General features: G+C 62.7%; 18 protein-coding genes. 2 read left to right on the top strand and 16 right to left on the bottom strand.

Features of this window, described 5'->3' with window-relative positions:
- Window positions 1-197: 197 nt before the first annotated feature.
- From rplL to MB818_RS17480, 3 genes are all read right to left on the bottom strand, one after another.
- Complete coding sequence (gene rplL / locus MB818_RS17490; RefSeq protein ID WP_234138799.1) at window positions 198-575, bottom strand: 50S ribosomal protein L7/L12; 378 nt, start codon at window positions 573-575, stop codon at window positions 198-200.
- Window positions 576-654: 79 nt separating this feature from the next.
- Window positions 655-1,173 carry a 50S ribosomal protein L10 gene (gene rplJ, locus MB818_RS17485; RefSeq protein ID WP_234138817.1) on the bottom strand — a complete coding sequence of 173 codons (519 nt, stop codon included), beginning with the start codon at window positions 1,171-1,173 and terminating at the stop codon, window positions 655-657.
- A 291-nt stretch (window positions 1,174-1,464) separates the two neighbouring features.
- On the bottom strand, window positions 1,465-2,391 hold the full coding sequence (locus tag MB818_RS17480) for a glycosyltransferase family 2 protein (RefSeq protein ID WP_234167632.1): 927 nt from the start codon (window positions 2,389-2,391) through the stop codon (window positions 1,465-1,467).
- 194 nt (window positions 2,392-2,585) lie between these two features.
- Between MB818_RS17480 and MB818_RS17475 the strand changes: the two genes are divergently transcribed.
- Window positions 2,586-3,413 (top strand): hypothetical protein, encoded by an 828-nt coding sequence (locus MB818_RS17475; protein WP_238905875.1) that lies wholly within the window; start codon window positions 2,586-2,588, stop codon window positions 3,411-3,413.
- Between the two features lie 85 nt (window positions 3,414-3,498).
- Here the strand turns inward: MB818_RS17475 and rplA are convergent, their stop codons facing one another.
- The 13 genes from rplA to ccoN all read right to left on the bottom strand — a co-directional run bounded on the left by rplA (window position 3,499) and on the right by ccoN (window position 14,379).
- On the bottom strand, window positions 3,499-4,197 hold the full coding sequence (rplA, locus tag MB818_RS17470; protein ID WP_234138796.1) for a 50S ribosomal protein L1: 699 nt from the start codon (window positions 4,195-4,197) through the stop codon (window positions 3,499-3,501).
- Window position 4,198: 1 nt separating this feature from the next.
- Window positions 4,199-4,624: a 50S ribosomal protein L11 gene (gene rplK / locus MB818_RS17465; RefSeq protein ID WP_234138795.1), complete on the bottom strand. Its 426-nt coding sequence runs from the start codon at window positions 4,622-4,624 to the stop codon at window positions 4,199-4,201.
- Between the two features lie 215 nt (window positions 4,625-4,839).
- Window positions 4,840-5,373 (bottom strand): transcription termination/antitermination protein NusG, encoded by a 534-nt coding sequence (nusG, locus tag MB818_RS17460; protein ID WP_238905874.1) that lies wholly within the window; start codon window positions 5,371-5,373, stop codon window positions 4,840-4,842.
- 202 nt (window positions 5,374-5,575) lie between these two features.
- The gene (gene secE, locus MB818_RS17455; protein WP_234138793.1) at window positions 5,576-5,773 is read right to left on the bottom strand and encodes a preprotein translocase subunit SecE; all 198 of its coding nucleotides are present in this window, start codon (window positions 5,771-5,773) and stop codon (window positions 5,576-5,578) included.
- Window positions 5,774-5,831: 58 nt separating this feature from the next.
- Window positions 5,832-6,254, bottom strand: coding sequence for a (R)-mandelonitrile lyase (locus MB818_RS17450; RefSeq protein ID WP_234138792.1), 423 nt, complete (start codon window positions 6,252-6,254; stop codon window positions 5,832-5,834).
- A gap of 47 nt (window positions 6,255-6,301) precedes the next feature.
- Window positions 6,302-6,460 carry a cbb3-type cytochrome oxidase assembly protein CcoS gene (ccoS, locus tag MB818_RS17445; RefSeq protein WP_234138791.1) on the bottom strand — a complete coding sequence of 53 codons (159 nt, stop codon included), beginning with the start codon at window positions 6,458-6,460 and terminating at the stop codon, window positions 6,302-6,304.
- A gap of 4 nt (window positions 6,461-6,464) precedes the next feature.
- Window positions 6,465-8,642, bottom strand: a complete 2,178-nt coding sequence (locus tag MB818_RS17440) for a heavy metal translocating P-type ATPase (protein WP_234167638.1) — start codon at window positions 8,640-8,642, stop codon at window positions 6,465-6,467.
- Window positions 8,643-8,646: 4 nt separating this feature from the next.
- Window positions 8,647-9,105 carry a FixH family protein gene (locus MB818_RS17435; protein WP_234138789.1) on the bottom strand — a complete coding sequence of 153 codons (459 nt, stop codon included), beginning with the start codon at window positions 9,103-9,105 and terminating at the stop codon, window positions 8,647-8,649.
- Window positions 9,106-9,107: 2 nt separating this feature from the next.
- Window positions 9,108-10,436: a cytochrome c oxidase accessory protein CcoG gene (ccoG, locus tag MB818_RS17430; protein WP_439653298.1), complete on the bottom strand. Its 1,329-nt coding sequence runs from the start codon at window positions 10,434-10,436 to the stop codon at window positions 9,108-9,110.
- A gap of 482 nt (window positions 10,437-10,918) precedes the next feature.
- Window positions 10,919-11,785, bottom strand: a complete 867-nt coding sequence (gene ccoP / locus MB818_RS17425; protein WP_234138787.1) for a cytochrome-c oxidase, cbb3-type subunit III — start codon at window positions 11,783-11,785, stop codon at window positions 10,919-10,921.
- On the bottom strand, window positions 11,782-12,018 hold the full coding sequence (locus tag MB818_RS17420) for a cbb3-type cytochrome c oxidase subunit 3 (protein ID WP_234144492.1): 237 nt from the start codon (window positions 12,016-12,018) through the stop codon (window positions 11,782-11,784). The genes ccoP and MB818_RS17420 overlap by 4 nt, the downstream gene beginning before the upstream one ends.
- A gap of 10 nt (window positions 12,019-12,028) precedes the next feature.
- Window positions 12,029-12,757 carry a cytochrome-c oxidase, cbb3-type subunit II gene (ccoO, locus tag MB818_RS17415; RefSeq protein ID WP_011049205.1) on the bottom strand — a complete coding sequence of 243 codons (729 nt, stop codon included), beginning with the start codon at window positions 12,755-12,757 and terminating at the stop codon, window positions 12,029-12,031.
- A gap of 14 nt (window positions 12,758-12,771) precedes the next feature.
- Complete coding sequence (gene ccoN / locus MB818_RS17410) at window positions 12,772-14,379, bottom strand: cytochrome-c oxidase, cbb3-type subunit I (protein ID WP_234167642.1); 1,608 nt, start codon at window positions 14,377-14,379, stop codon at window positions 12,772-12,774.
- Window positions 14,380-14,571: 192 nt separating this feature from the next.
- Between ccoN and MB818_RS17405 the strand changes: the two genes are divergently transcribed.
- A complete protein-coding gene (locus MB818_RS17405) occupies window positions 14,572-15,411 on the top strand; it encodes a universal stress protein (RefSeq protein ID WP_234138784.1) in 840 nt (279 codons plus the stop codon).
- Window positions 15,412-15,419 lie beyond the last annotated feature (8 nt).

Genomic DNA, 15,419 nt, shown 5'->3' with positions numbered 1-15,419 from the left:
CCACCGTCCCGAGTGGCGGCCTCCCGATCCGTGAACCGCGCCTTAGAAAACACCCTGCCGCAAGGGTCCTTTCTAAGACAGGTTCGGCTGGGCCCGGATTCCCCGGGTCCAGCCTCGTAGTTTCGGAGCGCAACCGGAATTTTGCAAAAATTCCGGCCCGTTTTCCGTGTCGGAAAACGGCTCCTGACCGATCGGCCTTAGGCCAGCTCGACCTCGGCGCCAGCTGCTTCCAGCTTTGCCTTGATCTCTTCGGCTTCTGCCTTGGCAACGCCTTCTTTGATCTTGCCGCCGGCTTCGACCAGGTCCTTGGCTTCTTTCAGGCCCAGACCGGTGATGCCGCGAACTTCTTTGATCACGTTGATTTTCGAAGCGCCGGCGTTCTTCAGAACGACGTCGAATTCGGTCTTTTCTTCTTCGGCCGCTGCGCCGGCGTCGCCGCCTGCCGCTGCCATCATCACGGCGCCGCCAGCTGCGGGCTCAATGCCGTATTCATCCTTCAGGATGGTTTTCAGTTCCTGTGCTTCCAGCAGGGTCAGACCCACGATGCTTTCTGCGAGTGCTTTCAGATCAGCCATTTTATCAGCTCTTTCCGTTTACAGTGTGTGTTCCAACGTCAGGGCATATGCCCCACGCAGATCATTCAGTGCCAACCGCTTACGCAGCTTCCGCCTTCTCGATGATGGTGGAAAGGATGCCAGCGATATTGCTTGCAGGTGCGCCAATCGCGCCAGCGATGTTCGAAGCAGGTGCGCCAATGCAGGACACGATCTGAGCAATGAGCTCTTCACGCGACGGCATTTTCGACACGGCTTCGACGCCGGCACGGTCCAGAGCGTTCTCGCCCATTGCACCGCCGAGGATCTCAAATTTCTTGTTATCCTTGGCGAAGCCCTCGGCCACCTTGGCTGCTGCCACGGGGTCCTCGGAATAGGTCAGAACGGTCATACCCGTCAGCAGGTCGGCCATGTTTGCACACGGCTTACCCTCAAGGGCGATTTTGGCGAGCCTGTTCTTGGCAACACGCACAGACCCACCCGCTTCGCGTGCACGCGCGCGCAGGTCCTGCATCTCGGCAACTGTCAGACCGGCGTAGTGAGCAACCACCACGACGCCAGAGCTTTCGAAGATCTGGCCGAGTTCCTCGACCACTTTCTCTTTCTGGGCTCTATCCACAGTTCTCTCCAAATTTGGGATGGTGAACATCCCGGCTCATATTTGCCGGGCTCGCACCCGGCGTTCATGTCCGTTTTACGGGGTGGAGCCAAATAATCGCCCGAGGGTCGAGCCCCCGATCTCTTTGGTCTTTACCCGTCTCAGGCAGGAAATTAAGGCTACGGATGCAGCCACCCACCGTCTTGGACGAAACAAAATAAAGCGCACGACGAATCGCACGCTTTACTTCGCCCCTCCTCTTAGGCCAGAGCGGCGGGGTTTCCAAGGGGTAAAACGACCGTTCGCGCGGGGTCAGGCGGTGGCAAACGTCGCGCCAAAGACCCGGGCCGCGACCCCGTCCACATCGACCCGCGACTCCAGGCAGGCACCTTCGGCCCGCAACCGGTCTAGACGCTCCGGATCGACCGCATGCAGATCGCTGTGCAGCGCCTGCAGACGGCTCTCGGCGTCGGGTTCCACCAACAGCGCCCGGATTCGCTCGGTCAGAGGTACGGTAAAGCCGCTCGACACCAGCCGCCAGTCGAGCTTGGCCCGCCAGATGTCGTAGTCGAGCCCGATGTGATGCAGAAGCGCTGCTGTGCCCACGCGCACCGGCACAAAGGTTTCGGCCATCTCGGCGCCACGTTGCCGCTGCGCCCAATGCTGACGCAGGACCACATCCTTCAGCCCACAACGGATGAAGGATTTACCTTGCGGATGGCCGATCAGCCCCTTGCGCCGAGGCCCGAACAACGCCGCGCTGTCGCCATAGACCCGGCGCGCGGCGTCGCGCTCCATCGGCAGGCGATAGACCGGGCCCGCAGCCCCGTCGGGCGCCGCCACGATCTCGGCGGTCTCGACCCGAATTGCCTCGGCTTCGGCCGGTTGCGCGGCCAGGAATGCCCCGATACCCTCCCCGGGCGCCCACATGAACTCGTCGGCGTCGACATTCAGCAACCATCCATCGGCCTGCCGCCGATAGACCCAGGTTAGCGCCACGTTCTGCCGCTTTGTGAACCGGGTTTCGGGGGTCAGCCCTAGATCCGCCCAGAATTCGGGCGTACACGGCACACAGGTAAGGCGCGGATGCCCGTCGAGGATCGCGATCGCCGGGTCTTGCGGATTGTCGAACAGCAGGGTCACCGCCTCAGCGCCGGCCTCAAGATACCAGGCGGCGAAGCGGAGTGTATCGGCCAGGGTTTCGTTCAGAATGGCGCCAACATGCCAAGGCACCGTCATGCCGCGTTCCGATCGTTCATCACTGCCTGCCTCGTTGATATGCCGCTCTTTTCCGCCGCGTAGCCTATACCGCCGCCCGGCGGCAAGTCAAAGCGGGCCTGGCGCGCGTTGACCCCGGCAAAGGCCGTTGCTAGCATCCCGTCACGCAACGGGCAGCCCCGCCCAAGGCAGCGCAACGCAAAGGGCGGAGGCCGATGACCGAAGCAAACGGTTTCTCACTTCTGACCTTTGTCCTGCAACCGACGCATTGCACTATACTGCGCGACTGGATGGGGTTTTTCGACCAGCTGCCGGATCGCCTTGTCGTACATATCGGCCAGGACCCGGCCATCGCCAAGGATTTGACCGACCTCGCAGGCGCGTTTGGCGCCGAATTGGTGATTGCGGGCCAAACCGATCCCGCCGAGACGACCGAGAACGAAACCGGCCTCTTGTGGCAGCAATTCAATCTGATCGGTGACGATCTAGCTTGTATCGTACGGCTCGACACCCTGCCCTATCGCCAGTCCAATCTACCCTGGCAAGCCGAGGCAATGGAAGCAATGGCCCGCCATGGTGCCCTTTTCCTGACAGGCTCGACCCTGCCGTTTCGCGCCGACACATCCGTGTCCGAAACGGGCCTGATGCGAACGCAACGGTTCAGCAACTGCTTCGCGATCCTGCCTGCACAAGTGTGGCGCGAGGCACAGCAGGCCCAGGAAAGCGGCGCCGATGCCTTTGGCCGGTTTGGCTCCGAAGCGGCGGTGGAACTCTACTGCTCGGAAACCGGGGCCTTTGGTCTGCGCCTGATCAATCGTCCCGACCTGCGTGTGTTTCATTGCCAGGAATGGGGACCGCGCATGGCTGAGGTGCGCGCAGCCTTTCAGGCAGGCCGGGGCATCGCCCCCTTTCTGAAGGGGTATCAGGATGATTTCATGGGCGCCCGGGCTCGGTTCTACATGGAGAAACGCCCCCCCCTGCATCGGCGCGCGCGCATCCTGCTGGGGCGGTGGAAACGCAGCTTGCTGGGGCGGGCGGGCTGAACCGGAAAAAGAAAACCCGGCACTGCGAGAAACAGGCCGGGTTCCCTTGTCTGTATCTGGCGGCCAGAACCGCCAGTCTGACCGCTTAGTTGCCCGAGGCGCTCGCCACGTCAACCGACACGCCCGGACCCATGGTCGAGCTGATCGCGATCTTTTTCAGGTAGGTGCCCTTGGCACCTGCCGGCTTGGCCTTGGCCACAGCATCCACAAAGGCGCGGACGTTTTCGACCAGTTTGGCCTCGTCGAACGACACCTTGCCGACACCGGCATGGATGACGCCGGCTTTTTCGACCTTGAACTGAACTTCACCGCCCTTGGCGTTCTGCACGGCCTGGGCGACATCCATGGTCACGGTGCCGACCTTGGGGTTCGGCATCAGGTTGCGCGGGCCCAGGATTTTACCCAGACGACCGACAACCGGCATCATGTCCGGGGTCGCGATGCAGCGGTCGAACTCGATCTTGCCTGACTGGATGGTTTCCATCAGGTCCTCGGCACCGACGATATCCGCGCCTGCGGCTTGGGCTTCTTCAGCCTTGGGGCCACGGGCGAACACGGCGACGCGCACGGTCTTGCCGGTGCCGTTGGGCAGGCCGACAACGCCGCGGACCATCTGGTCGGCGTGACGCGGGTCAACACCCAGGTTCATCGCGATTTCGACGGTCTCGTCGAACTTGGCCGAGGCGGCCGACTTGACCAGCGCAACGGCTTCTTCGACCGACAGTTCTTCCTTGCCGGCAAAGGCTTCGCGGGCAGCGCGGGTGCGTTTTCCAAGCTTTGCCATCTTACTTCACCTCGATGCCCATGGACCGGGCAGAGCCCAGGATGATCTGCATTGCGCCGTCGATATCGTTGGCGTTCAGATCCTTCATCTTCGCTTCGGCGATCTCGCGGACCTGGGCAACGGTGACGGTGCCGGCGGTCGCGCGCGAGGGGGTCTTGGAACCCGACTGGATCTTGGCGGCTTTCTTCAGGAAATAGGACGCGGGCGGCGTCTTGATGTCCATGGTAAAGGACTTGTCCTGATAATAGGAAATCACGGTCGGGCAGGGTGCGCCCACTTCCATGTCTGCGGTCTTGGCATTGAACGCCTTGCAGAATTCCATGATGTTGATGCCGCGCTGACCCAGCGCCGGACCAACTGGCGGCGACGGGTTCGCCTTGCCTGCGGGCACCTGAAGCTTCAGCGTGCCGATCAGTTTCTTGGCCATTGGCCTTCTCCTTTTCAACTCCACCGGAACGCGATCCGGCAGATGCTATTGATGTGGTCCGACATCCGGGGCGCGCCCCCTCCGTCTCCCACGGGATTCGCCGCCCAAGGGCGGCATCGGGTGCCGATAGACCGGATCGCCCGGCAATGCAAGGGCCGCGCGCGGTAAAGGTCCAAGGCGCCGATGGTTTGAAGGGCAGCGCAGCCTTGCCGCGATCAGCCCTGTTTCGAAACCTGGGTAAAGTCGAGCTCGACAGGGGTTTCGCGACCGAAGATCGACACCGAGACGCGCAGTTTCTGGCTGTCGTCATCGACACCCTCGACCATGCCATCGAAGCCTTCGAACGGGCCGTCATTGACCTTGACGCGCTCGCCGATCTCGAACGAGATCAGGGTGCGCGGCGTCTCTTCGCCTTCCTGCACGCGGTTGAGGATCTGGTTGACCTCGGCATCGCGCATCGGCATCGGGCGACCCTGCGGTCCCAGGAAACCGGTGACCCGGTTGATCGTGTTGATCAGGTGATAGCCCTGGTCGGACATTTCCATGTGCACCAGCACATAGCCGGGCATGAACCGGCGTTCGGTCGAGACCTTCTTGCCGCGGCGCACCTCGATGACCTCTTCGGTCGGCACCAGCACCTCGTCAATCTGATCTTCAAGCCCGTGTTCGGCGACCGAGGCGCGGATCGTCTCGGCGACCTTCTTTTCGAAGTTCGAAAGCACGCTGACCGAATACCACCGTTTCGCCATGACCCTGTCGTCCTCGTCTTCTGGCCGGTCCGCGGGCGCGTCCCGGAGCATTTCTGAATTGTGGCCACCCATTGAGCGGCCCGCCGGAACAAAAAGCGGCGCGCAGCTCGAATCGCCGCACGCCCGTCCCGAAGGTACTGCGTGACCTAGCCCCTGATCCGGCGATGTGCAAGGCCGGATTGCGCCGCGACGCGGGCCCTGGTCAGTTGAACATGCCCAGCAACAGTTGCAGCCCGCCCCGGATCGACAGGTCGACCAGCGCGAAGAAAACAGCCGTCAACGCCGCCATGATGAACACCATCACCGTGGTCAGCAGCACCTCGCGGCGGGTCGGCCAGACGACCTTGGACACTTCGGCGCGGACCTGCTGGATGAACTGGATCGGGTTGATGGTGGCCATATGCCTGACTTCTCTCTGCTTGCGGACTATCGGCACATAGCCGGAGCAGGCCGCGAATTCAAGGCCGGTTCGGCGTCGTCTGGGGCGGGGTCAGATAGTCGGCGTCGCTCACCTTCTCCAGCCAGTTGGCGACCTGACCGTCTTCGGCCTCCTGAATGGCCAGGTGCACCATGCCGGTTTCCGGGCCCGCGCCGTGCCAGTGCTCCTCGCCGGGCGGGATCCAGACCGTATCGCCCGCGCGGATCACGCGCGGGGCGGCCTCGCGCAGGCCGACCAGACCGGTGCCGGACAGCACATACAACGTCTGGCCCAGCGGATGAGTATGCCATGCAGTACGCGCACCCGGTTCGAACCCGACCCGCAGCGCCCGCACCCGCGCGGGCGCCGGCGCCTCGATCACCGGATCCTGCCAGACGGTACCGGTGAACCAATCCGACCGCGCTTTGCGCGTCGGGCGACTGCCATTCTCATAGATATCCATCTTATCCCTCCCCTTCGGTTCCAACTCTGGCGCGGGGCGCGGCGGGGTCAAGGCTTGGGCTTGTCGTCCCAGTCCCCCGACAGGATACGGCGCGCGTCGCCCTCGGGGTCGTCATACTGATCGGATCGAACCGTATAGACAAAAGCCAGCAGGCCCACCGCCCCCAGGATTAGCGATATCGGGATCAGGATCGTCAGGACTTCCATCAACTCACCTCAGGCGCAGGGCATTCAGGGATACGGTAATCGACGAGGTCGACATCGCCAAGGCCGCGATCAGCGGCGAGCAAAGACCAACAACCGCCAGCGGCACCGCGATCACGTTATAGACAGTGGCGATACGGAAGTTTTCGCGGATACGTCTGGTCGCGCGGACGGCTGTGTCGCAGGCCCCCGCAATCGGTGACAGGTCGGTACCCAGCAGCACGATATCAGACGCCACGCGCGCGGCGTCCAGCGCCGAGGCCGGCGAGATCGAGACATGGGCGGCGGCCAGAGCGGCGGTGTCGTTCAACCCGTCACCCACCATCAGCACCCGCTTGCCCGCATTGGCCAATGCCTGCACCCGGTCGGCCTTGTCCTGCGGCAGCGCCTCGGCCATCCAGGTCTCGATCCCCAGACGGCGGGCCAGCGCCTCGACCGCGCCTGTGGTATCGCCCGAAATCAGCAGAACCTCCTTGCCCGCGGCCTTGAGGCCCGAGACGGTTTCCTCGGCCCCCTGGCGTAGCGCGTCGGAGAACAGAAAGGCCACCGGCGCCCGGTCGCCGACCGCCAGCCAGGCCGAGGTCTGCGCGGCCTGTTCAGCGCCCACCCAGGCGGCACGGCCCAGCCGCACCCGTTGCCCCTGCCAGATACCTTCGGTGCCGAAGCCCGGCACCTCGGTCACATCGTCGATCCGGGCCGGATGCAGCCCCGCAGCCCGCGCTGCGCGGGTGATCGCAACAGAAAGCGGATGCGAGGATGCCTCGGCCAGGGCCAGCGCGACCTCCATGTCGGCACGGCGGTGATCGCCCAGATTGGTCAGTTCGGGTGTGCCCGCCGTCAGCGTGCCGGTCTTGTCGAACACCACCGTGTCCACTTCGGCCAGACGTTCCAACGCGGTGGCATGCTTGATCAGCATTCCCCGCTTGAACAGCCGCCCCGAGGCGGCCGTGGTCACCGCCGGCACCGCAAGGCCCAGTGCACAGGGGCAGGTGATGATCAGCACGGCGGCGGCGATGTTGAGCGCGGTGCGCACATCCCAGCTGTAGAGATACCAGCCGACAAAGCTGAGCGCCGACAGGATATGTACCCCCGGCGCATAGAGTTTCGCGGCGCTGTCGGCCAGTGAGGTATAGCGCGAGCGCCCGCTTTCGGCGATGGCCACCAGATCGGCCATGCGGTGCAGCGAGGTATCCTGCCCTACCGCGCTGGCGCGGATCACCAGCGGACCGGTCAGGTTGACCTCGCCCGCGCTGACCACAAGCCCCGGTTCGGCAAAGATCGGCAGCGTTTCGCCGGTGAGCAGCGAGCGGTCCAGTTCCGAACGCCCCTCGACAATCTCGCCATCGACGGGCATCCGCCCGCCGGGGCGCACCAGGATCAGGTCGCCCACCGCCAGCTGCGCAACGGCGACCTCGGTTTCGACCCCGTCTTGCAGCCGGATCGCGCGCGGCACCTCCAGCGCGGCCAGTTCCTCGGCTGCGGATCGGGCCACGGCGCGGGTACGGTAATCCAGATAGCGACCTGCAAGCAGGAAAAAGGTCAGCGTCAACGCCGCATCGAAATAGGCATGTTCGCCGCTCAACGAGGTTTCCCAAAGCGAGGTGACCAGCGCCAGAACGATGGCCAACACGATGGGTACATCCATGTTGAGCCGCTTTGCCTTGAGCGCCCCCCAGGCGCTGACAAAGAAAGGTTGGCCGGAAAAGGCGATGGCAGGCATCGCGATGGCGGCGGAAATCCAGTGGAACATGTCCCGCGTCGCATCCGAGGCACCGGACCACACCGAGACCGACAGCAGCATCACGTTCATCGAGGCAAAGCCCGCCACCGCCAGCCGCATCAGCAGGTCGCGCCCCGCCCGGTCGGTGCGGGTGGCGTTGAGCGTGCCGGGATCCAGCTCGTGCGCCTCGTATCCGACACGCTCCAGCACCGGGATCAGATCGGCGGCGCGCAGTTCGGGACCGGCCTTGATCAGGGCCCGTTTCAGCGTCAGGTTCACCCGCGCATCCTCGACCCCCGGATGCGCCTGCAAGGCGCGCTCGACCGTCGAGATACAGGCCGAACAGTGGATGCCCGGCAAAGACAGCGCGATCTGCACATCCTCGGGCACCGGGCGGGCCGGCTGGGCCGGGACCGCAACACAGGCCGGACAGGCCGCGGGCGAGGGGCGAAGTTGCGCCGTCATCGGGTCAACCCTTCACATGCAAAACGACGCGTTGGATAAATTCGGTGCCGTCCTCGGCCCGCGCCACCATGCGGATGTTCCAATTGCCATCACCCAGTTCCGCCTTGGCCACATAGGCCGTGCCGTCAAAGGCGAAATCGGGTGCGAAATCCTCTTGCACATGGGTGGCGCGACCCAACACCGCCTTCAGTTCGGAAACCTCGACCGGCTTGCCCGCCTGATCGGTGATCGACAGGACCACCAGACCACCGGTCGCATCGGCGCGCACATGCCAGCCCAGCGCCTCTTGCGCGTCGCGGCGCGTGTCGAATTCCTGGCTGGCGACATAGGAGTTCTTAACCTCCAGACCCGGAAAGGTCTTGATCGCGCTATAAGCCAGCAGGATGTTCACCCCGATGATGATACCGAATGCGCCGACAAAGACCATGGCCGCATGTTTGCCGGTGAAGGTGCGCTCAGCCATCTTCAGTTCCCCCGTCCGTTGAATGTCGTGTCCTTATAGGCGCGCTCGCCGTTGCTCTGATCCTCGACCCAGATACGGACATCTGTGCTGGCCGCTTGCGATGGGGCCGCGTCCTTGGGTGTCACGATATAGACCCGCTGCAAAAAGGCGGTATCGGCAGGAACGGCGACCTTGTTATCGGGCAGGCCTTCGAGCTCGATCCGCATCGCCGGATCGCCGACCACGGACAGCTGGAACGGGCGTTCCTCACCATGCTTGTTGCGCAGTCGCACGTCATAGGTGTTGCGGATCGACCCGTCCGAAAGGGTAACAAAGGTCGGGTTGCGAACCGGGGCCACCGTCAGGTCGATGTCGGACCGGATGAACAGCGCGAACAGCAACGCGAAACCGACCAGCGACCAGAGACTGGTATACATGATGGTGCGCGGCCGCAGGATATGTTTCCAGATGTTCTTGGGCGGGTGACCGGCACGCTCGGCCTCTTCGTCCTTGAGCGCCATATAGTCGATCAGCCCGCGCGGCTTGCCGATCTTCTCCATCATGTCGTCACAGGCGTCGATACACAGCGCGCAGGTGATGCATTCCAGCTGCTGGCCATCTCGGATGTCGATCCCGACCGGGCAGACGTTGACGCAGGCCATGCAGTCGATGCAATCGCCCAGTTCCGAATCCTCGGTGCGCTTGCCCTTGCCGCGCGGCTCGCCCCGCCATTCGCGGTAGCCCACGACCAGCGTATCCTCGTCCATCATCGCGGCCTGAATACGCGGCCAGGGGCAGGCGTAAATACAGATTTGCTCGCGCGCAAAACCACCGAAAAAGAAGGTGGTAAAGGTCAGCACGGCCATCGTCGTATAGGCGATGGGGTGGGCGTTGCCGGTCACCAGATCCCGCAGCAGCGTCGGCGCATCCGCGAAATAGAAGATCCACGCCCCGCCGGTGGCGAGACCGATCAGCAGCCAGGCGGTCCATTTGGTGACCCTGAGCCGCGCCTTGCGGAAATCGAGCTTTTTCTGGCGGTGCAGGCGCAGACGGGCGTTGCGGTCGCCCTCGATCCAGCGTTCGACGAGAATGAAGAGGTCGGTCCACACTGTCTGCGGACAGGCATAACCGCACCAGACCCGGCCCAGCGCCGACGTGAACAGGAACAGGCCAAGCCCCGCCATGATCAGCAGACCCGCGACAAAATAGAATTCGTGCGGCCAGATCTCGATCCAGAAGAAGTAAAAGCGCCGGTTGGCCATATCCAGCAAAACCGCCTGATCCGGCAGGCTGGGCCCACGATCCCAGCGAATCCAGGGTGTCAGATAGTAAATCCCCAGCGTTACCGCCATGATGAACCATTTGAGATTGCGGAACGTGCCCGAAACGCGCCGCGGGAATATGGGCTCTCGGGCAGCGTAAAGGCTGGGTTCTGGGGTCGACTCGCTCACGGACTCACTCCGGTTTTGGCTATTCTACAGCGCGACTTCTTCCAGATGCGCGCGCGACAGACTTTGACATGGGTCAAAAAGCGTATCTGTGGCGCAGCTTTTGATGCTGCAATTGCATCGGGCGTTACGTCGCACGCGGCCAAAACGACCGAAAACATTGTACAAATGGCGCATCCATTCGCTGAACATCACGAAATAGTGATTACATCCCAAGCCATTAACTGTTCCGCGCCCCTGTCACAAAAAAGATCCGCCGACCGGATTGGTCAGCGGATGCTTTGTCATTATGACTAAAGGCGCCGGCTGTTCAGGAAACGCGCGAACAGATCGAACAGCCGACGCCACCCTCCGGGCCGCGATAGCAGCCCGGAGGTATCCTTATGCTACTCGCCACCGCCCAGCTGGTGGACATAGACCGAAACCGCGCGGATCTGCGCTTCGGTCAGGCGGCTGTCCCACGGAGGCATCACGCCAAAGCGGGCGTTGTTCACCGACTCTGCGATCGCAGCGTAATCGCCACCATAGAGCCAGATGGCATCCGCCAGGTTGGGGGCACCCTGCGCGCGGTCGCCAGTGGCGTCCTCGGCATGGCAGGACGAGCAGTTGTCCTCGAAGACCACTGCACCGGCCGCTACCTGAGAGGCATCCTGCGGCTCACCCGACAGTGACATCACGAAATTGACCACCTGGTCGATCTCGGCGGCTTCCAGCAACTCGTCACGGCCAAAGGCGGGCATCTCGGAATAGCGCGCATCATCGTTTTCCGTGTTCCGGATACCGACAGTGACGGTTTCGTGGATCTCCTCGACCGAACCACCCCACAGCCAATCGTCATCCAGCAGGTTGGGATAACCCACCGCACCGGCAGCGCCCGACCCGTGACACTGGGCGCACCAGGTCTTGAACACGGCAGACCCCGCCGACACGGCATAGGAGTTCAGATCCGCATCCGATGCGATAGCGGTCAGTTCGACTGACTCCAGCTTGGCATTGATCGGGGCGTTTGCCTCTTCCACTGCGGCGATATCGTTCGCCACATTGGCCCGCGTCGACCAGCCCATCACCCCGGCGGTGGCCGAGTTGATCATGGGCCAGGCCGGATAGGCAATGGTATAGCCGATGCCCCAGATGATGCAGAGATAGAAGGTCCACAGCCACCAGCGGGGAAGCGGGTTGTTGTATTCCTCGATCCCGTCCCAGCTGTGGCCGGTGGTTTCGACCTCTTGTTTCTGAACAGGTTTCTTGCTCATTGCCGCGCCTCCTTGAATGTGGCGGGTTTGTCGTTGCCTCGCAGGGGCGCTGCCGTAACGCCCTGACGAGGCGCAGGTGCGTCCGCATGCCGAAACGGGATGTTGGCGGTGTCGTCATAGGTTCTGGTCGATCCCGGGCGGAACACCCAGACCACCACACCGATGAAGAACGCGAACAGTGCAAGCAGCATCCAGCTGTCCGCGAACTGCCGGAGAAGGGTATATTCTTCCATGTCCCCCTCCTCAGCGGCTCGCGTCCGGCGTGAAGGTCGAGAAATCGACCAACGTACCCAGCATTTGCAGATAGGCGATCAGCGCATCGGCCTCGGAGACACCCGGCTGGCCGTCGAAGTTGCGCACATTGACCTTGTCGCCATAACGCTCCAGCAGCCCGTCATAGTCGCTGTCGGGATCGGCCTGGGCGGCAAAATCGGCTTGGGCGGCTTCGATCATCTCGTCCGTGTAAGGAACGCCGACGATCGCGTTGGCGGCCATGAGATCACCGATATACTTGCCGTCGATCATGGTGCGTTCCAGGTAGCCATATTTGGGCATCACCGATTCCGGCACCACCGATTGCGGGTCGCGCATGTGATCCACGTGCCAATCATCCGAGTAGCGACCGCCCACGCGGGCCAGGTCGGGCCCGGTCCGCTTGGACCCCCACTGGAACGGGTGATCGTACATCGATTCCGCCGCCAGCGAGTAGTGGCCATAGCGTTCGACCTCGTCCCGCATGGGGCGGATCATCTGGCTGTGGCACACATAGCAGCCTTCGCGAATGTAGACTTCGCGCCCCGCCATCTCGAGAGGGGTGTAGGGCCGCATGCCCTCCACCTTCTCGATGGTGTTTTCCAGCCAGAACAGCGGTGCGATCTGCACGATGCCACCGATGGTCACGACCAGAAAGCTGAAGATCAGCAGGAGGGTCGCGTTGGTCTCGAGGATTTTATGTTTGTCGAGAATTGCCATTGCTCCGGCCCTCCTTATTCAGCCGGGACCGCGACGGACAGGCTGGCCTCTTTGGCCGGTGCCTTCCGAACGGTCATCCACAGGTTGTAGCACATGATGATGGCACCGGTGAGGTACAGGACCCCGCCCAGACCACGCACCACATACATCGGGAACTTGGCGGCCACGGTGTCGGCGAACGAGTTCACCAGGAAGCCGTTTGCATCCACTTCGCGCCACATCAGGCCTTCCATGATCCCGGTCACCCACATCGAGGCGGCGTAGAGCACGATGCCGATGGTGGCGAGCCAGAAGTGGTAGTTCACCAGTTTCAGCGAGTAGAGGCGATCCCGCTTCCACAGCACCGGCACCAGGAAGTAGAGCGCGCCGAAGGTGATCATGCCGTTCCAGCCCAGCGCACCCGAGTGCACGTGACCGATGGTCCAGTCGGTGTAGTGGCTCAGCGAGTTCACCGCGCGGATCGACATCATCGGGCCTTCGAAGGTCGACATGCCGTAGAAACCGACCGAGATCACCATCATCCGGATGATGGGGTCGGTGCGCAGTTTGTCCCAGGCGCCCGAGAGCGTCATCAGACCGTTGATCATACCACCCCAGGACGGCATCCACAGCACGACCGAGAACACCATGCCCAGCGTCGAGGCCCAGTCAGGCAGCGCGGTATAGTGCAGGTGGTGCGGACCGGCCCAGATATAGATGAAGATCAGCGCCCAGAAGTGGATGATCGACAGCTTGTAGCTGAACACCGGACGTTCGGCCTGTTTCGGGATGAAATAATACATCATGCCGAGGAAGCCGGCGGTCAGGAAGAAGCCCACGGCGTTGTGGCCATACCACCATTGCACCATGGCGTCCTGCACGCCCGGCCACACGATGACCGATTTCGAACCCCAGATGCTGACGGGGATGGTCAGGTTGTTGACCACATGCAGCATGGCGACGGTGACGATGAAGCTCAGATAGAACCAGTTGGCCACATAGATATGGGGTTCCTTGCGCTTGATGATCGTGCCCAGGAACACGGCCAGATAGGCCACCCAGACCACCGTCAGCCACAGGTCCACATACCATTCGGGCTCGGCATATTCCTTGGACTGGGTACCGCCCAGCAGATAGCCGGTTGCCGCCAGCACGATGAACAGCTGGTAACCCCAGAACACGAACCACGCCAGATTGCCGCCCCAGAGCCGCGCGGCGCTGGTGCGCTGAACCACATAGAACGAGGTCGCGATCAGCGCGTTACCGCCAAATGCGAAAATCACCGCCGAGGTGTGCAGCGGGCGCAGACGACCAAAATTGGCATAACCCTGGGCCCATTCGAAATTCAGCCCCGGAAAGGCAAGTTGAAATGCGATGAACGTCCCGGCCAGAAAGCCGACGACGCCCCAGAATGCGGTTGCGATGACACCGTAACGGACGACATCGTCCATGTATTCGCCCGACAGGTCGAGCAGACCGCCGGCCTCGTCGGTCTTGCGCAGCGTCCAGATGAACAGCCCACCGGAGACAAGCAGCACGATGACTGCATGCACCATGTAAGCCACGTCGCGCGCATAGTTGATCCCCATCGCCGCGAACAGTGCGATGAGACCAAGCGCGATGAGCTTGATATAGTTCGACATATTGCGTCCCTTTGCCTTGTCCCGCGCGATTCTCACGCCACGCCAGACGGATTAGACTGGTCGCTTAATTGAAGAGTTGAGCAAAAACCCGCTTTGATCTGCATCAAGACGCGACCCTGAAATGTGTGACACGCATATCTCAATTGAAACGCCCGGGCCGATCCGGGCAAAAATGCAGTCACGAGGTTCATGATGGCCTATAAATCCCTGTTGACCGTTCTGACCGATCCCAAGCTCGCCCCCGCGGCCTTGGCACAATTGGTCGCCCTGGCCGAGGCTCAGGACGCCCATGCCGAGGCGCTATGCCTTGGCGTCGACCGGAGTCAGACCGGCTATTACTATGCCGGCGCCAACGCGCTGATCCTGCAAGAAACGCTGAACCGGGCCAATGCCGAGGCCGAAGAGGTGCTGAAACTGGCTCAGGATACACTGGGCAAGTCCGGCGTGCGCTGGTCCGCCGAAAGCGGCGTCGCCCAGATTGCCGATCTGGGACGGCATGTGGCTCATCGCGCCCGTTTCTCGGACCTGGTGGTGCTGTCGCGCCCCTATGGCGAGGATCGCGGCAGCGAGGCCGAGCCCATCGTCGAAGCCGCCATGTTCGAGGGGCACGCCCCGGTTCTGGTGGTGCCCGACAACGCTCCGGCGTTGAAACAGCCGCGCACTGTCCTGCTGGGGTGGAATGAAAGCGTCGAGGCGATGCGCGCGATCCGGCTGGCGATGCCCTTCCTGCGGGCCGCCGATCTGGTGCGGATCGTGGTGATCGACCCGCCGCGCCACGGCCCCGACCGCTCGGATCCGGGTGGCCTGCTCAGCCAGATGCTGGCCCGCCATGGCGTCAAGGTGGAAATCGACGTGCTCAGCAAGACGATGACGCGGGTGTCGGACATCCTCAATCGCCACGCCACCGACACCAGCGCCGACATGCTGGTAATGGGCGCCTATGGTCATTCGCGGTTCCGCGAGGCGATTCTCGGCGGCGCCACCCGCAACATGCTGGAACAGGCCACCGTTCCCGTTTTCATGGCGCATTGAACTGGCGC

Source organism: Ruegeria alba, assembly GCF_022321465.1.
Lineage (GTDB): Bacteria > Pseudomonadota > Alphaproteobacteria > Rhodobacterales > Rhodobacteraceae > Ruegeria_B > Ruegeria_B alba.
The sequence above is the reverse complement of the archived record's forward strand: the minus strand, read 5'-3'. Positions and strand labels throughout refer to the sequence as shown.

Bases quoted from the DNA above. Each gene is read 5' to 3' on its own strand.
- ccoP (WP_234138787.1), bottom strand. From the start codon at position 11,785: ATGAGCAAGAAACCTGTTCAGAAACAAGAGGTCGAAACCACCGGCCAC.
- MB818_RS17440 (WP_234167638.1), bottom strand. From the start codon at position 8,642: ATGACGGCGCAACTTCGCCCCTCGCCCGCGGCCTGTCCGGCCTGTGTT.
- rplA (WP_234138796.1), bottom strand. From the start codon at position 4,197: ATGGCAAAGCTTGGAAAACGCACCCGCGCTGCCCGCGAAGCCTTTGCC.
- rplL (WP_234138799.1), bottom strand. From the start codon at position 575: ATGGCTGATCTGAAAGCACTCGCAGAAAGCATCGTGGGTCTGACCCTG.
- MB818_RS17480 (WP_234167632.1), bottom strand. From the start codon at position 2,391: ATGACGGTGCCTTGGCATGTTGGCGCCATTCTGAACGAAACCCTGGCC.
- MB818_RS17475 (WP_238905875.1), top strand. From the start codon at position 2,586: ATGACCGAAGCAAACGGTTTCTCACTTCTGACCTTTGTCCTGCAACCG.
- MB818_RS17420 (WP_234144492.1), bottom strand. From the start codon at position 12,018: ATGGAAGAATATACCCTTCTCCGGCAGTTCGCGGACAGCTGGATGCTG.
- MB818_RS17435 (WP_234138789.1), bottom strand. From the start codon at position 9,105: ATGGCTGAGCGCACCTTCACCGGCAAACATGCGGCCATGGTCTTTGTC.
- MB818_RS17450 (WP_234138792.1), bottom strand. From the start codon at position 6,254: ATGGATATCTATGAGAATGGCAGTCGCCCGACGCGCAAAGCGCGGTCG.
- MB818_RS17405 (WP_234138784.1), top strand. From the start codon at position 14,572: ATGGCCTATAAATCCCTGTTGACCGTTCTGACCGATCCCAAGCTCGCC.
- ccoS (WP_234138791.1), bottom strand. From the start codon at position 6,460: ATGGAAGTCCTGACGATCCTGATCCCGATATCGCTAATCCTGGGGGCG.
- ccoN (WP_234167642.1), bottom strand. From the start codon at position 14,379: ATGTCGAACTATATCAAGCTCATCGCGCTTGGTCTCATCGCACTGTTC.
- ccoO (WP_011049205.1), bottom strand. From the start codon at position 12,757: ATGGCAATTCTCGACAAACATAAAATCCTCGAGACCAACGCGACCCTC.
- ccoG (WP_439653298.1), bottom strand. From the start codon at position 10,436: ATGGCGGTAACGCTGGGGATTTACTATCTGACACCCTGGATTCGCTGG.
- rplK (WP_234138795.1), bottom strand. From the start codon at position 4,624: ATGGCCAAGAAACTGATCGGCACGCTGAAGCTTCAGGTGCCCGCAGGC.
- nusG (WP_238905874.1), bottom strand. From the start codon at position 5,373: ATGGCGAAACGGTGGTATTCGGTCAGCGTGCTTTCGAACTTCGAAAAG.
- secE (WP_234138793.1), bottom strand. From the start codon at position 5,773: ATGGCCACCATCAACCCGATCCAGTTCATCCAGCAGGTCCGCGCCGAA.